Source organism: Anaeromyxobacter paludicola (assembly GCF_023169965.1).
GTDB lineage: Bacteria > Myxococcota > Myxococcia > Myxococcales > Anaeromyxobacteraceae > Anaeromyxobacter_B > Anaeromyxobacter_B paludicola.
Map to the genome: position 1 here is coordinate 269,310 of NZ_AP025592.1, position 13,775 is coordinate 283,084.

16 protein-coding genes are annotated in these 13,775 nt (G+C 75.3%); 8 read left to right on the forward strand and 8 right to left on the reverse strand.

What is annotated here, in order from left to right; genetic code table 11:
• The first annotated feature begins 112 nt into the window (after positions 1-112).
• The 5 genes from AMPC_RS01225 (at position 113) to AMPC_RS01245 (ending at position 4,599) form a co-directional block, all read left to right on the forward strand.
• Positions 113-982: a cytochrome C assembly family protein gene (locus AMPC_RS01225; RefSeq protein ID WP_248343731.1), complete on the forward strand. Its 870-nt coding sequence runs from the start codon at positions 113-115 to the stop codon at positions 980-982.
• Positions 979-2,304, forward strand: coding sequence for a glutamyl-tRNA reductase (gene hemA, locus AMPC_RS01230; protein ID WP_248343732.1), 1,326 nt, complete (start codon positions 979-981; stop codon positions 2,302-2,304). Before AMPC_RS01225 ends, hemA begins: the two co-directional genes overlap by 4 nt.
• Entirely contained in the window at positions 2,301-3,242 is a 942-nt protein-coding gene (gene hemC, locus AMPC_RS01235; RefSeq protein WP_248343733.1) for a hydroxymethylbilane synthase, read from the forward strand. Before hemA ends, hemC begins: the two co-directional genes overlap by 4 nt.
• A 5-nt stretch (positions 3,243-3,247) precedes the next feature.
• Positions 3,248-4,036: a uroporphyrinogen-III synthase gene (locus AMPC_RS01240; protein ID WP_248343734.1), complete on the forward strand. Its 789-nt coding sequence runs from the start codon at positions 3,248-3,250 to the stop codon at positions 4,034-4,036.
• 113 nt (positions 4,037-4,149) lie between these two features.
• Entirely contained in the window at positions 4,150-4,599 is a 450-nt protein-coding gene (locus tag AMPC_RS01245; protein ID WP_248343735.1) for a DUF4265 domain-containing protein, read from the forward strand.
• 144 nt (positions 4,600-4,743) lie between these two features.
• Here AMPC_RS01245 and truD read toward each other — a convergent pair whose 3' ends face one another.
• Together truD and AMPC_RS01255 are read right to left on the reverse strand one after the other, a co-directional pair.
• A complete protein-coding gene (gene truD / locus AMPC_RS01250; RefSeq protein ID WP_248343736.1) occupies positions 4,744-6,078 on the reverse strand; it encodes a tRNA pseudouridine(13) synthase TruD in 1,335 nt (444 codons plus the stop codon).
• Between the two features lie 82 nt (positions 6,079-6,160).
• Positions 6,161-6,355 carry a hypothetical protein gene (locus AMPC_RS01255; RefSeq protein WP_248343737.1) on the reverse strand — a complete coding sequence of 65 codons (195 nt, stop codon included), beginning with the start codon at positions 6,353-6,355 and terminating at the stop codon, positions 6,161-6,163.
• Between the two features lie 228 nt (positions 6,356-6,583).
• On the opposite strand from AMPC_RS01255, the gene AMPC_RS01260 reads away from it, so the two are divergent.
• Entirely contained in the window at positions 6,584-6,835 is a 252-nt protein-coding gene (locus tag AMPC_RS01260) for a hypothetical protein (RefSeq protein WP_248343738.1), read from the forward strand.
• Between the two features lie 114 nt (positions 6,836-6,949).
• Positions 6,950-7,672 carry a PHP-associated domain-containing protein gene (locus AMPC_RS01265; RefSeq protein WP_248343739.1) on the forward strand — a complete coding sequence of 241 codons (723 nt, stop codon included), beginning with the start codon at positions 6,950-6,952 and terminating at the stop codon, positions 7,670-7,672.
• On the opposite strand, the gene AMPC_RS01270 is transcribed toward AMPC_RS01265, so the two are convergent.
• The 6 genes from AMPC_RS01270 to AMPC_RS20520 all read right to left on the reverse strand — a co-directional run bounded on the left by AMPC_RS01270 (position 7,669) and on the right by AMPC_RS20520 (position 12,736).
• Positions 7,669-8,385: a hypothetical protein gene (locus AMPC_RS01270; protein WP_248343740.1), complete on the reverse strand. Its 717-nt coding sequence runs from the start codon at positions 8,383-8,385 to the stop codon at positions 7,669-7,671. The two genes, AMPC_RS01265 and AMPC_RS01270, sit on opposite strands and share 4 nt — an antisense overlap.
• A gap of 52 nt (positions 8,386-8,437) precedes the next feature.
• Positions 8,438-8,626, reverse strand: coding sequence for an Em GEA1 (EM1) (locus AMPC_RS01275; protein WP_248343741.1), 189 nt, complete (start codon positions 8,624-8,626; stop codon positions 8,438-8,440).
• Positions 8,627-8,651: 25 nt separating this feature from the next.
• On the reverse strand, positions 8,652-9,029 hold the full coding sequence (locus AMPC_RS01280; RefSeq protein ID WP_248343742.1) for a general stress protein B: 378 nt from the start codon (positions 9,027-9,029) through the stop codon (positions 8,652-8,654).
• A gap of 78 nt (positions 9,030-9,107) precedes the next feature.
• On the reverse strand, positions 9,108-9,941 hold the full coding sequence (proC, locus tag AMPC_RS01285; RefSeq protein WP_248343743.1) for a pyrroline-5-carboxylate reductase: 834 nt from the start codon (positions 9,939-9,941) through the stop codon (positions 9,108-9,110).
• A 37-nt stretch (positions 9,942-9,978) separates the two neighbouring features.
• Complete coding sequence (locus tag AMPC_RS01290; protein ID WP_248343744.1) at positions 9,979-11,454, reverse strand: FAD-dependent oxidoreductase; 1,476 nt, start codon at positions 11,452-11,454, stop codon at positions 9,979-9,981.
• Entirely contained in the window at positions 11,447-12,736 is a 1,290-nt protein-coding gene (locus tag AMPC_RS20520; RefSeq protein ID WP_318654307.1) for a 2Fe-2S iron-sulfur cluster-binding protein, read from the reverse strand. Before AMPC_RS20520 ends, AMPC_RS01290 begins: the two co-directional genes overlap by 8 nt.
• A gap of 37 nt (positions 12,737-12,773) precedes the next feature.
• Between AMPC_RS20520 and AMPC_RS01310 the strand changes: the two genes are divergently transcribed.
• Positions 12,774-13,688 carry an alkaline phosphatase family protein gene (locus tag AMPC_RS01310; RefSeq protein WP_248343745.1) on the forward strand — a complete coding sequence of 305 codons (915 nt, stop codon included), beginning with the start codon at positions 12,774-12,776 and terminating at the stop codon, positions 13,686-13,688.
• The last annotated feature ends 87 nt before the right edge of the window (positions 13,689-13,775 follow it).

The window sequence follows — 13,775 nt, forward strand, 5'->3', positions numbered from 1 at the left end:
GACCCGCGCCGGCGACTTCACGCGGCGGCCCTTTTCCGGCCGTTCCGTTTCCTGCTAGGAATGCGCTCCGGGCGGGACTTCGCCCAAGACCTCGGGGGATAATCCACAGTCCATGAGCCTCGTCATCCTCAGGATCGCCGCGCTCCTCTACGCCGGGGCCGCCACCGGGTTCATCGCGTTCTTCGCGAAGCCCCGCTGGGTGCGCGCCGCCGCCGCCGCGGACTCACTGCTCCTCGCCGCCTTCGTGGTCCACGCCGTCGCCATCGGCTTCGGCTGCCGCGAGTTCGGCGGGATGGAGTTCCTCACCCTGCGCGGCGGCTTCCTCATGCTCGCCTGGCTGGTGTCGGGCGCCTTCCTCCTCGTGCAGCGCATCTACCCGGTCCCGAGCGTCGGCGCCTTCGCCACGCCGCTCGTGCTGGTCACGCTGCTGCCGACCCTCTTCGGCCCGCCCAACGCGCCGCCGCGCCCGCCCGAGGGGCTGAAGCACGGGCTCCTCACCGGGCACATCTTCATCGCGGTGCTGGGCGTCGCCATCTTCGCCCTCGCCTTCGGCGTGGCGCTCATGTACCTGCTGCAGGAGCGCGAGGTGAAGGGGAAGCGCTTCGGCGCGCTCTTCTCGCGCCTGCCCTCGCTGACGCAACTCGACACCCTCGAGCAGCGGCTCGTCCGCATCGGCTTCGTGGTCTTCACGGTGGCGCTCGTGCTCGGGTCCGTGCTCGCCAACGAGGCCTGGGGCCACTTCTGGCAGTGGGATCCCAAGCAGGTGTTCTCGCTCGTGTCCTGGCTGCTCTACGGCGCCCTGGTGCAGGCGCGCCGCTCGGGCTTCCACGGCCGCCGCTACGCCCTGCTCTCGATGGTGGGCTTCGCCATCATCCTGACGTCCTTCGTCGGCCTGGGGCTCGTCCCGGTGAGCAAGCACGGGCGCGACTACGGCCTGAACCCGCCGGCGCAGGCCTCGGAGGCCGGGAGGAGCGCGCAGTGAGCACCAGGGAGCTGTACCTCGTCGGCCTGTCGCACAAGAGCGCGCCCATCGCGGTGCGCGAGAAGGTGTCCCTCTCGGGCGACGACCTCAAGGACGCGCTGGCCGGCCTCAAGGCCCGCTCGGGCGTCTCCGAGGTGATGGTGGTCTCCACCTGCAACCGGATGGAGGTCTACGTCCTCGGCGACTCCGTCGAGCCGGCGCGCCGGCTCTTCCTCGACCGCTCCGCGGGCGCCGCGGACCACCTGTACGAGGCGGCCGGCCCGGCCGCGGTCCGCCACCTCTTCCGGGTCTCGGCGAGCCTCGACTCGATGGTGCTCGGCGAGCAGCAGATCCTGGGGCAGGTGAAGGAGGCCTACGGCGTCGCCTCGAGCGTGCAGGCCGCCGGCGGCTTCATCTCCCGCCTCTGCAACCGCGCCTTCGCCACCGCCAAGCGGGTCCGCACCGAGACCGACATCGGCCGCGGCGCCTCGAGCGTCTCGCAGGTGGCGGTGGAGCTGGTCGAGAAGATCTTCGGCGACCTCAAGGGGCGCGGCATCCTGCTCGTCGGCGCCGGCAAGATGGGCGCCCTCAGCGCCAAGGCGCTCGCCTCGCTCGGCGCCGACCGGATCCTGGTCACGAACCGCTCGCCGGAGCGGGCGCTCTCCCTCGCCGAGCAGGTGGGCGGCTCGGCCCGCCCCTGGGCGGAGCTGCCCCAGCTCCTCGTGCAGGCCGACGTGGTGATCGTCTCCACCGGCGCGCCCACCTACGTGGTCGGCCCGGCGCTGGTGCAGCCGGCCATGAAGGCCCGCAAGAACCGGTCGCTCTGCTTCATCGACCTCGCGGTGCCGCGCAACGTGGACCCGGCGCTCTCCGAGCTCACCGACGTCTACGCCTACGACATGGACGACCTGCAGAAGGTCGTCCACCAGACGAAGAGCGCGCGGGCCGAGGAGGCGATCCGGGCCGAGGCCATCGTCGAGGCCGAGGTGATGGCCTTCTCGGCGGAGCGCGAGACCCGCGCCGCCCTGCCGGTGCTCTCGCAGCTCCGGCGGCAGGCCGAGGAGATCGCCCGCGCCGAGGCCGAGCGCACGCTCGCCGCCATCGGCGACCGGCTCGACGAGCGCGGCCGCCGGAGCGTCGAGGCGATGGCGCGCGCCATCGTGAACAAGCTGCTGCACGTCCCCACCGCGCGCCTGAAGCAGGCCGCCTCGACCGGCGACACCACGCTGCCGGGCGCGGCCGCCGAGCTCTTCGGCGTCGACGGCCCGAACGACCCCGCGTCCAACGACCTCCCGCGCCCGGCCAACGCCGGCCAGGTGGTCTCCATCTCGGAGAGGCAATGATCCGCATCGCGACCCGCAAGAGCGCCCTGGCCAAGTGGCAGGCGAACCACGTGGCCGGCCTGCTCCGGCAGAACGAGCCCGGCCTCGAGGTGGTGCTGCACGAGCTCAGCACCCGCGGCGACCGCATCCTGGAGGTCCCGCTCGCGCAGGTCGGCGGCAAGGGGCTCTTCGTGAAGGAGATCGAGGACGCGCTGCTCCAGGGCGACGCCCAGGTGGCGGTCCACTCGATGAAGGACCTCCCGGCGGTGCTCGCCGACGGGCTCGTGCTCGCGGCCGTGCCGGTGCGCGAGGACCCGCGCGACGCGCTCTGCTCGCCCAAGGCGCGGCGGCTCGAGGACCTGCCGCAGGGCGCCCGGGTCGGCACCGCCAGCCTGCGGCGCGCCGCCCAGCTCAAGGCGCTCCGCCCCGACCTCCGGATCGAGACCGTGCGCGGCAACGTCGAGACCCGGCTCCGCAAGTCGGAGGGGGAGCTCGACGCCGTGGTGCTGGCGTACGCCGGCCTGAAGCGGCTCGGCCTCGCCGACCGGGTCTCCTACGTCTTCCCGGTCGAGGAGATGCTCCCGGCCGTGGCGCAGGGCGCGCTCGCCATCGAGGCGCGCGCCGGCGACGACGCCACCCTCGCCCGGCTCGCGCCGCTCGACCACGCCGAGACGCGCCACCAGGTGCTCGCCGAGCGCGGCCTCCTGCGCCGGCTCGAGGGCGGCTGCCAGGTGCCCATCGCCGCCCACGCCCAGGTCTCCGGCGGGACCGTGTCGCTGCGGGCCCTGGTGGCCTCGGTGGACGGCACGCAGGTGGTCCGCGGCGAGCGCAGCGGCCCGGTCGCCGCGGCCGAGGCGCTCGGCGAGGCGCTCGGCGAGGAGCTCCTCGGGAAGGGCGCCGCCGAGATCCTGAAGGCCTGCGAGGGGCTCGGGCAGGCCCTTTCCGCGCCCCGGCGGTGATCGCCGTGGCCGGCCTCCCGCTCGCCGGCCGCACCGTCGCGGTCACCCGCGGCAAGCAGGGCGAGGACGCCCTCGCGGCGCGCCTGCGCGCGCTCGGGGCCCGCGTGCTCGAGGCCCCGGCGGTGGTCACCGCCCCGCCGGCCACCTACGCGCCGCTCGACGCGGCGCTGCGCGACGCGGGCCGCTTCCGCTTCGCCGTCTTCGCGAGCGGCAACGCCGTCGCCGCGGTGCGGTCCCGGCTCGACGCGCTCGGGCTCGGCGTGGCGGTCCTCGCGCCGGTGCGCCTCGCCGCCGTCGGGGGCGCCACCGCCGGGAAGCTCGCCCAGGCCCTCCGCCCCGCCGACCTCGTCCCGCCGGAGCAGAGCGCCCGCGGCCTCGTGGCGCTCCTGGCGCCGCTCGTCGCCGGCTGCCCGGTGCTCGTGCCCCGCGCCGCCGAGGGGCGCCCGGAGCTCGTGGAGGGGCTCCTCGCCGCCGGGGCCGAGGTGGTCGCCCCCGAGGCCTACCGGACGGTCCCGGCCGGCCCCGAGGCGCTCGCGCCGCTCGCCGAGGCGCTCGCCCTGGGCCAGGTGGACGCGGTCGCCTTCGCCTCCCCATCGGCGGTGAGGGCCGTGGTGGCCGCGCTGGGGGAGCGGCGGGCGCTGCTCCGGGAGGCCCGGGTCGCGGTCATCGGGCCCACGACGGCCGAGGCGGCCCGCGCCGCCGGGCTCGCGGTGGCCATCCAGCCGGCCGCTCCGGACGGGGCGGGGCTGGCCGACGCGATCGCCGAAGCCCTCGACGGGCGGGCGTCCCGCTAGGCGTCCGGCCGCCCGAGCCCCAGCGGGGCCTATCGCGCGCCTCGCCGGGCTGTCACCTTCTCCTGGTTGCCATGAAGAGGCGCTCCCCTACGGCTGGCGAAGAGTCGCAAGAGGTGGAGGTCCGGATCGCGGCGCCCGTCGAAGGGGGCGCCGGCGAGGGGGACCCCGAGACGGAGTGGATCGAGGCCGAGGCCCTCGGCTCCGACCGGTACCGGCTGCTGCGCCCGCCCTTCCTCGCCTACGGCCTCTCCCGCGACGACGTGGTGCACGCCGAGTCGCCGGGCGGCGACCTCCCGATCCGGATCGAGGAGGTGGAGCGCAAGAGCGGCCACCGGACGATCCGCGCCGCGCTCGACCCCGGGGTGGCCCTCGGCGGCGAGGAGCTCGCGCCGCACCTCGAGCGGCTCCGGGCCCTGGGCTGCGAGCTCGCGGCGCTGCCGCCGAGCATCCTCGCGGTGGACGCGCCCGAGGAGGTGGACCTCGGGGCGGTGGTGGAGCGGCTCTCCGAGGCGGCCCGGGAGAACCTGCTGGTCTTCGAGTGGGTGGACCCCAGGAGGAGTTGACCGCTCCCCCTCCCTGTCCCTCCCCCGCTTCGCGGGAGAGGGGAAGAGGAGCGCAGGGTGGGCTGGTATCGCGCGCGCTTCGCGGCACTCCCTCCCCACTGCGTGGGGAGGGCGGGGGAGGGGCGATCCGCGGCTCCCGGCCCGCTACGCCTTCCGCCCCGCCGTCGCCTTCTTGTGCGCCGCCTTGGCGGCCTTCTTCTCGCGCTGCTTCGCGAGGAAGCCGGTCTTCTTCCGCTCCTCGTGCCGCTCCGCGGGCGTCGGCTTCGGCGGGACCGCGGCGGCGGCGCGGGCGCGCTGCAGGGCGGGCGGCGCGAGCGTCCAGTGGAAGAGCCGCTTCACGGTGAGCGTCGCGTAGGCGCCCGGCGGCAGGGTGAAGGCCACGTTCACCCGCAGCTTCCCCTTGTTGAGCTCGTCGCGCGAGGGCTCGCTCACCACCAGCTTGCCCGGGGTGATGAAGAGCGGCCGCTCCTCGGGGTCGAAGTGGATCTGCGGCGCGCCCGGGACCTTGAGGCTCTCGAGCGTCATCTCCTCGCGCCCGAGCACCGACAGCGCCGCCTTCTTCACGCGGGCGTCGTCGATGCGCGACTCCGGCGCGAGCAGCGGGAAGGTGGCGTGGCGGAAGGTGCGCGCCTGCGCGGCGTCGAGGCTCTGCGGGAAGAGCAGGGTGCCGGCCTGGTAGCGCACCGGGACGAGGCGGGTCATGCCCACCACGTCCTTGAGGTACTGCTTCACGCCCTCGTTCCAGAGCCAGCTCTGGTAGGCGAAGACCTGCATGGCCCGCCAGCGCGGCTCGGTGCGGAGCATGGCCCCGAGGAAGTCGTCGGGGTGGAGCCGGATCCAGCGGATCACCGCCGCGTACTTCTCCGCGCCGGGGTAGGGGTTCTTGAGCTGCCACTCCCCCCAGTGCTCCTTCCAGAACTGCTTCACGCGCGCGTCGTCGCTCTGATCGAGCGGCGAGGGATGGGCGAGGACGTTCTTGAGCGCGAGCTCGAAGTCGCCGCGCATCAGGTCCTTGATGATGAAGCCCTGGCCGTGCTTGAGCGAGCCGAAGCGCTGGGAGTCGAAGTAGTTCACCACCCCCACGCTCTGCACCTCGGCCACCGACGCCGGCAGCCGCGCCACGTCCTCCTCGGACAGGTCGCGCACCGTCACCGCGAAGCGGTTGGAGGTGGTGTTCTCGGCGGAGAGGGGGACGGCGCTGCGCCCGAGCGGCTTGAGCCGCAGGTCGGGGTCCTGCACGCTCACCTGTTTGCGGCGGACCGCCAGGAGCTGCGTGGTGCGCCCCTGCTTGTCCTTCAGGCCGCAGTAGCTCACGTCGGCCGGCTGGACCCCCTGGGTCTTGCAGATGCGGTCCACCGCGTCGAAGGTGGAGAGCTTCTGCTTGTCCATCAGGTAGACGAACCACTCGCCGCGCGGGTCGTCGTCGAACCGCCAGGACTCGGTGACCGAGAAGTCCTCGGGACGCTGCTTGAGCTTCATGCGGGGGAGGTATCACGCCCGGCGAGGGCGTGCCCGTGAATCTTCCGCCCGCGCGGCGCTGGGCGCGGTCGCGCCCGCGCGGCTAGGCTCGGGGCGCGCGCCGGTAGAACAGGATGATGGTGAGGCAGTGGAACTCGTTGTCGCTCGACTGGCGCACGTCGCGGTCGAGCACCTCGACGTCCGGGTTGGACTGGAGCCAGCGCGTGATGACCTCGCCCAGATCCTCGCGCTCCTTCGCCTTGGTGGCTGAGAAGACCTTCACGCCCGTGAATTGCATCCATTCCCTCCTCGCCGGACCCGGACCCGCGTGTCACTCTTGGGCGATTTCGCGAAAAGTATGCACAGGCATTTTCTGCATGTCAAACAAACGGGGCAGGTCAAGTTGTCGATATCGCCAGGAAATTCGGAACCGTCGCCGGGTCGGGTCGGCCGCTGCCGTCGCGTGTGCCCCTCACTAGATTGGAGCGGCGAGGGCGGCGCGGGCGCGCGCCGGTCGGAGGGAGAGATGTCCGCCAAGAAGGGCTTCGCGGTCGACTTCATCAACCAGATCCGCACCATGGACCCGGCCAGGCTCAACGCGATGATCACGCGCGAGGCCGGAGAGGATCTCGCCAGGTTCTTCCTGTCCTACTCCTCGAGCCTCATCTCCAAGGACCCGGAGCGGGTGCTCGAGAACACCTCCAGCCTCATGCTGATGGGCTATCTCATCCGGGCCGCCGAGGACCGCCAGCAGCGCCAGCCGGCCGCCCTCGCCTGAGAGGCGGCCCAATCGCGCGGCGCGCCGCCCGGGCGGAGCGGTGGCGGGGCCGCGCGCTTCCAAAGCCCGCGGCGCGCGTGTTATCTGGACGCGCCCTCCTCCTCCGGGACCCCCATGCTCATCGACCTGCACGTCCACTCCCGCCACACCCAGGGCTGCGCGCTCGAGGTGCGCGACGTGCTGCGCCGCGCCCGGGAGGAGGGGCTCGACGGCGTGGTCTTCACCGACCTGAACGGCCTCGAGGCGCTCCCGGAGGCGCGGGCGGCGGCGAAGGAGGAGGGGGTGCTCGGCCTCGTCGGCGCCGAGCTCGTGACCGACCACGGCCACTACCTCTGCTACTTCCCCGAGCCGGAGAAGGTGCCCGCGCCGGCGCAGCTCTTCGGGACGCCGCCCTGGCCGGTGCGCGAGGTGCTCGCGCGCGTGACGGCGCTCGGCGGCGCGGTGGTGGCGGCCCACCCCTACGACAAGACCATCGACCGCCCGTGCGGCGACTTCATCTTCACGCTCGACGGGCTCGCCGCGGTGGAGGGGCTGCACGCGCGCAAGCGCGGTCCCGCCAACGACCTCGCCATCGAGGCGGCCGACCACCTGAACCTGCCCTGCGTGGCCGGCTCGGGCGCGCTCGGCTCGCTCGACGAGCTCGGGAAGGCGGCCACCCTGTTCCGCCGGCCGGTCGCGAGCGAGGCCGACCTCGTGGCGCAGCTCAAGGCGGGCACGGTCCACTGCGTCGCCATCGGGGTGACCCCCCAGCCGGCGGAGGCCGCGCGGCGGGGCCCCCGTCGCGACGAGCGGGGCGGACGCGGCGATCGTCGCGGCGGCCGGCGCGAGCGCCGCTAGGGCTTCGCCGGCGCCTTCGGCGCCTTCGCCTCCTCGAACTTCACGAGCCGGTCCTCCTTGAACGAGGCGCGCCGGCGGCCCGAGGCCCAGCTCCACTCCTCGGAGCGGGCCGGCCGGTCGATGTGGCGCTTCTCCGGCAGGCCCCAGGCCAGCTCGACCGCCGCCTGCCCCATCCCCTCGACGAGCCTCTTCTCGAGCACGGCCTGGCGCTGCTCGGCCGGCAGCGCCGCGAGCCGGGGCGCGGGATCGTCGGACGCGAGCAGGCGATCGAGCTCCCCGAGCGCCTCCTCGCGCGAGGCGAGATCCTGCGGCAGCACCACCATGGCCGGGAGCTCCTCGCCCTTCACCGACAGCTCCACCCACGGGTGGTAGCGCGGCGTCATCGCGATCCGCTGCGCGACGGTCCAGCCGGTGGGGAACTCGACCCGCTGGATGCGCACCGGCGTGCCGGGCGGGAGGATCGCGTCCGGGCCGGGCGGCGGGATCACCGTGCCGTCCGGCTCCTCGAGGAGGTCGAGCTCGCCGAAGGGCTGGTCGGAGAGCAGGAGCCGGCCGCGGTCGCCGAAGAACCCGCCGACGTAGAGGGCCACGCGCGTGAACCGGCGGCGGCCCTCGAGCTCGCCGACGAGCTTCTGGCGATCTCCCTCCCCGAGCTTCAGCGAGGGGGCGCAGGCGGCGGCGAGGAGGAGGGCGCAGAGGAGGAGGCGGCGCATGGCCGCCTTTTTACACCCGGGCGCCGCGCGGGCAAGCCGGCGGCGCCGCGGATCACTTCCGCTCGACCTGGTGCTTGGCCTCCTCGATCAGCTCCCGGACCCGCTGCCCGCCCTTGTGGCCCAGCTCCGAGTACCCCTGCGGACCGAGCTGCTCCTTGCGCGCCTCGCCCCCGAGCCGGCCCGCCTCGCGCACCGTCATGTTCCCGCCGCGCCCGCTCGCCTTGCGCTCCCTGTCCGGCATCTACGCCTCCTGCGTCGTCGTGGGACTACTCGCGCCCGTGCTCGGGCTCGTCCGACTCGGCCTGCTTGCCCTCGCGGATCAGCTCGCGGACCCGCTGGCCGCCCTTGTGCCCGAGCTCCGCGTAGCCGCCGGGGCCGAGCTGCTCCTTGCGCGCCTCGCCGCCCATGCGGCCCAGGGCCGAGTAGCCGCCCGGCCCGAGCTGACCCTTGCGCGCCTCGCCGCCCTTGTGACCGATGGCGCTGAAGAACTCGGCGCCGCGCTCCCGGGCCACCCGCTCGCCGCCCTTCTTGCCGAGCTGCGAGTACCCCTCCGCCCCGAGCTGACCCTTGCGCGCCTCGCCGCCCATCCGGCCGGCGTCACGCACGCTCATGTCGCCGCCGCGGCCCTTCTTGCCCGAAGCCATCGTGCCGCTCCCCGCGGGTCCAACCCGCCCGAGAAAGCTGGGGACTCCGGGACGACTGGGCAATCGGGGCCGCGCGGATCAGTCCTCGGACGCCAGGAATTTCTGGCCGAGCTCGCGGGCGCGGTGCGTGGCCGCCTCGACCGCGTCCATGAGCGTGGTCCGGAGCCCGCCCGCCTCGAGGGTGTGCAGGCCGGCGATGGCGGTGCCGCCGGGGCTCGTCACCTGGTCCTTGAGGCGGCCCGGGTGCTCGCCGGTCTCGATGAGGAGCTGCGCCGAGCCGAGCACGGTCTGGGCCGCCAGGGCCTGCGCGGTGTAGCGCGGCAGCCCCACCTTCACGCCCGCGTCGCTGAGCGCCTCGATGATCAGGAAGACGTAGGCGGGGCCCGAGCCGGAGAGCCCGGTGCAGGCGTCGAGGAGCGGCTCCTCCACCACCACCGTGAGCCCGACCGCGGCGAAGAGGGCCCGGGCGGCCTCGAGGTCGGCGTCGGTGGCGTGCTCGCCGCGCGCGAGCGCGGTGGCCCCCGCGCCGACCAGCGCCGGCGTGTTGGGCATGGTCCGGACGATGCGCACGCCGCGGGAGAGCTTGCGCTCCATCAGCGCGATGGGGACGCCGGCGGCGATCGAGATGACGAGCTTGGCCGGATCGACCGCCGGCGCGATCTCGTCGAGGAGCCGCCCCATCACCTGCGGCTTCACCGAGAGCACGAGCACGTCGGCCAGGGCGGCGGCCTCGCGGTTGTCGGTGAGGGTGCGGACGCCGTAGCGCTTGCGGAGCTCGTCGGCCCGCGCCGGCCGGCGCACCGTGCAGACGATCTCCTCCGGGCTGGCGGTGCCGGCCCGCAGGAGCCCCTTCACCAGGGCCTCGGCCATGTTGCCGGCGCCGAGGAACGCGATCGTCTTTCCGAGTGCCATTGCCCCGTCCCTTCCGTGTCGTCGTGAGGAGGCGAGCTTACCCGATGATGAAGTCCTCGCGCGCGGTCTCGCCGCGCTCGAAGCGGGCCAGGGTGAAGCGCCGGAAGATCTCGTCCTCCTCGCCGCCCGTCATCCAGGCGGCCATCGCCTCGGTGACCGCCGGGGCCATCATGAACCCGTGGCCCACGAAGCCGGAGAGCTGGAGGAAGTTGTCGAACCCGGCGGCGCCCAGCACCGGGTTGTTGTCCGGCGTGACGTCGTAGCAGCCGGCCCACTGCCGGACCACCTTCACGCCCGCGAGCCGGGGCACGCACTCCAGCGCCGCCCGGGCGAAGCGGGAGAGGAAGCGGAGGGTCGAGCCGCTCACCACGCCCTCCGGCTCGTCCGGGTCGCCCATCCCGCCCACGAGCTCGCCGCGCTGCGACTGCGAGAAGTAGAGCCCGTTCCCGAGCACCGACACGAGCGGGCCGAGCCAGGGCTTGAGCGGCTCGGTCACCAGGATCTCGTGGCGGGTGGGCCGGTTCGGGAGCGGCACGCCCGCGAGCGCGGCCACCTCCTTGCTCCACGCCCCGGCCGCGTTCACCACCACCTCGCAGGTCACCCGCCCGGCGTCGGTCCGCACCGCGGTGAGCCGGCGCCCCTCGCGCTCGAAGCCGGTGACGCGGGTGAAGGTGCGGATCCGGGCCCCGAGCGCCGCCGCCCGGCTGGCGTAGCCCCAGAGGAAGGGCCAGGGGAACACCACCCCGTCGTCGGGGTTCCAGGAGGCGGCCAGGAAGCGGCGCCGGTCGAGCTCGGGCACGATCCGCGCCGCCTCCTCCGGGTCGATGACGCGCGTGGCGAGCCCGTGGGCCCGGTGGAGGGCCGCGTTCCGCTCGAGCCGCGCCACCTGCTCGGCGGTAGGGGCGAGGAACAGGTACCCGCCCGGCCGGAACCAGACGTTCACGCCCATGTCGGCGGCGAACGAGCGGCAGAGCGCGAGGGAGCGGCGCGCCAGCCGGATCATCGTGGGGGTGGACCACTGCGCGCGCACCCCGCCGCCGTTCCGCCCGGACGCGCCGGCGTTGAGGTAGCCCGCCTCGAGCACGAGGACGTCCCGCTCCCCGCGCCGGCAGAGCTGGTAGGCGAGGCCGAGCCCCATGATGCCGCCGCCCACGATCACCACCCGGGCGCGCTCGGGCAGGGGGCCGCCCTGGGGACGGGGGCGAGGGCCGGCGGCGGGCGGCGGGACGCCGGGGTCGAGCGGAAGCGCGCCCGGGTCGGCGGTGGCGAGGAGCGCGAGCGGCGTGGGCTGGAGCGGCGGGCGCGCGGTGAACGGCGCGATCTCGGCCGGGGTGGCGCCGAGCCGGAGGAGCTCGCCCGCGACCGCCGCGAGGCAGCTCTTCCCCTGGCACGGCCCGGTCCCGAAGCCGGTGTACCGCTTCACCGACTCGAGGTCCCGGTGCCCCTCGGCGAAGGCGCGGCGCACCTCCTCGAGGGTGACGTCCTCGCAGGCGCAGAGCACGGTCCTAGCCACGGAGGGCCGCCTCCCCGGCGCGGCGGCCGGCGGCGGCCGCGGCCGCGCCGTCCAGGGGCCCGGTGACCTCGCCCGCGGCGAACAGCCCCGGCACCCCGGTGCGCCCCTCGGCGTCCACCGCGACGGCGAAGGCGGAGAGCGCGGGGAGGAGCTCCAGCCGGGCGCCGAGCTCGCGCGCGAGCTCCGCCGCCGGCGCGGGCGGCGTCACCCAGGCCACGGCGTCGCAGCGGAGCCGCTCGCCCGCGAGCTCGACGGCGCGCACCCGGGCGCGGCCGCGGGCGAGGAGGGCCGGCCCCGGGCGCGCCACCACCTCGAGCCCGCCGCCGGCGAGCCGCGCCGCCACCGCGGCCGCCTCCTCCCCCTCGCCGAGGACGAGGCAGCGCGCGCCGGGGAGGAGCCCGTGCTCGGCGCGCGCCACCGCGAGCGCCCGGCCCGCGAAGATCCCGGGGACGTCGTTGCCGGGGAAGACGGGCGGGACGGCGGTGCCGCCGGTCGCGAGGACCAGGACGCTCGCGCGGACCAGCCGCAGCCGCGGGGGCGCCTCCGCGGCGAGGGCCGCGATCGGGCTCCCGCCGTCGCGCCACAGCCCGAGCGCGGCGGTCGCGAGCGCGAGCTCGCCGCCCGCGCGGCCGACCGCGCCCTCCACCTCCGCCGCCCACGCGAGGGGCGGCTCGCCTCGCAGGGGCAGCCCGGCCCGGAGCCGGCCGCCGGCGCGCGGCGCCTGCTCCGCGACCAGCACCCTCCGGCCCGCCGCCGCGAGCGCCTCGGCGGCGCCCAGCCCGGCCGGTCCGGCCCCCACCACCAGCGCGTCGAAGGTCTCGAGCGTCGCCGCCGGAAAGGGCCCCGGGGCGCGGTCGGGGAGCCGGCCGAGCCCGGCGAGCCGGCGCGAGACCTCCACCACCACGCGGTTGAGCGCGACCGGGGAGGTGAGGAGGTGGTGGTGGTCGAGGCCGTGCGGCGTCGCGCGGTCCACGACGGCGAGGAGGTCGTGGCGGGCGCTCGGGAAGGCGTTCTGCGTCTCCACCCGCAGCCCGTCCCGGCAGGCCACGCGGCAGGTGCGCAGGCTCGGCTGCCCGTCCACGCGCGCGAGGCAGCTGCCGCAGCTCCCGGCGAGGCAGAAGGGGCCGCGCGGGCGGTGGTACTTGTAGCTCCGCGACACGAGCGGCCGCCCCGCGGCCACCAGCGCCACCGCGACGCTCTCTCCCGCCCGCGCCGGGACCTCGACGCCGTCCACCAGGATGGCGCAGTCGGGCACGAAGCGCGGCTCGGGGAGGCGTGGCATGCGGGCGCTCTCCTCTGCTAGTTAATCGGGGCACGGCATGGGCGTCCTCTTCGTCTTCGTGGACGGTGTGGGTGCCGGGGCTCCCGACCCGGCGGTGAACCCGCTCGCCCGCGCGCCGTTCCTCCTGTCCCGCTTCGCCGACGGGAGCGGGGCGCCGCTGCCCCGCGGAGGCCGCGCCCGGCTCGCCGACGCCCGGCTGGGGGTCCCGGGACGGCCGCAGTCGGCCACCGGCCAGGCGACCCTCCTCACCGGAGAGAACGCCGCGGCCGCCATGGGGCGGCACCTGCTCGGCTTCCCCACGCCGGCGCTGCGGGCCTTCATCGAGGCGCGCTCGCTGTTCGCCACGCTGGCCTCGCGGGGGAAGCGGGCCGCGTTCGCGAACGCCTACCCCGTCGCCTACCTGCGGGCGCTCGGCTTCCCCTGCGACGGCGAGCCGGAGTGGGAGCTCCCGGCACGCCGCAAGCTTCGCGCCTCCGCGACCACCGTCGCCTTCTCGGCCGCGCCCGGCGCGCGGCTCGCGACCTGGGAGGACGCGCGCCAGGGGCGGGCGCTCACCCCGGATCTGACCGGGGTCCGGGCCAACCGGCTCGGGGCCGGCCTGCCGCCGCGCTCGCCGGAGCAGGCGGCCGGGATCGCGACCGCGCTCCTGCGCGCCCACGACCTCGTCCTCCTCGAGTTCTTCGAGACCGACGAGGCGGGGCACGCGCGATCGAGCGAGCAGGCGCTCGACTGCCTGGGCCGGCTCGACCGGTTCCTGCGGGCGGTGGTGGCGGCGCTCGGGCCGGACGACTCGCTCCTCGTCACGAGCGATCACGGGAACCTCGAGGATCTCTCCTCCCGCGGCCACACGCTCGCCGAGGTGCCGGTGCTCGGCTTCGGGCCGGCGGCCGGGCGGATTGACGCTGTGTCCGATCTGACCCGGGTGGCGCCGCTGCTGCTCGAGCTGGCCTGACCCACCGCGGGCGAGGGGCGGCGGCGGCCGGGACGGGCGTCCGGGCGGGCTTGCGTTCGGCTCGCCGCGGGGGCTAAAACGTCCCCC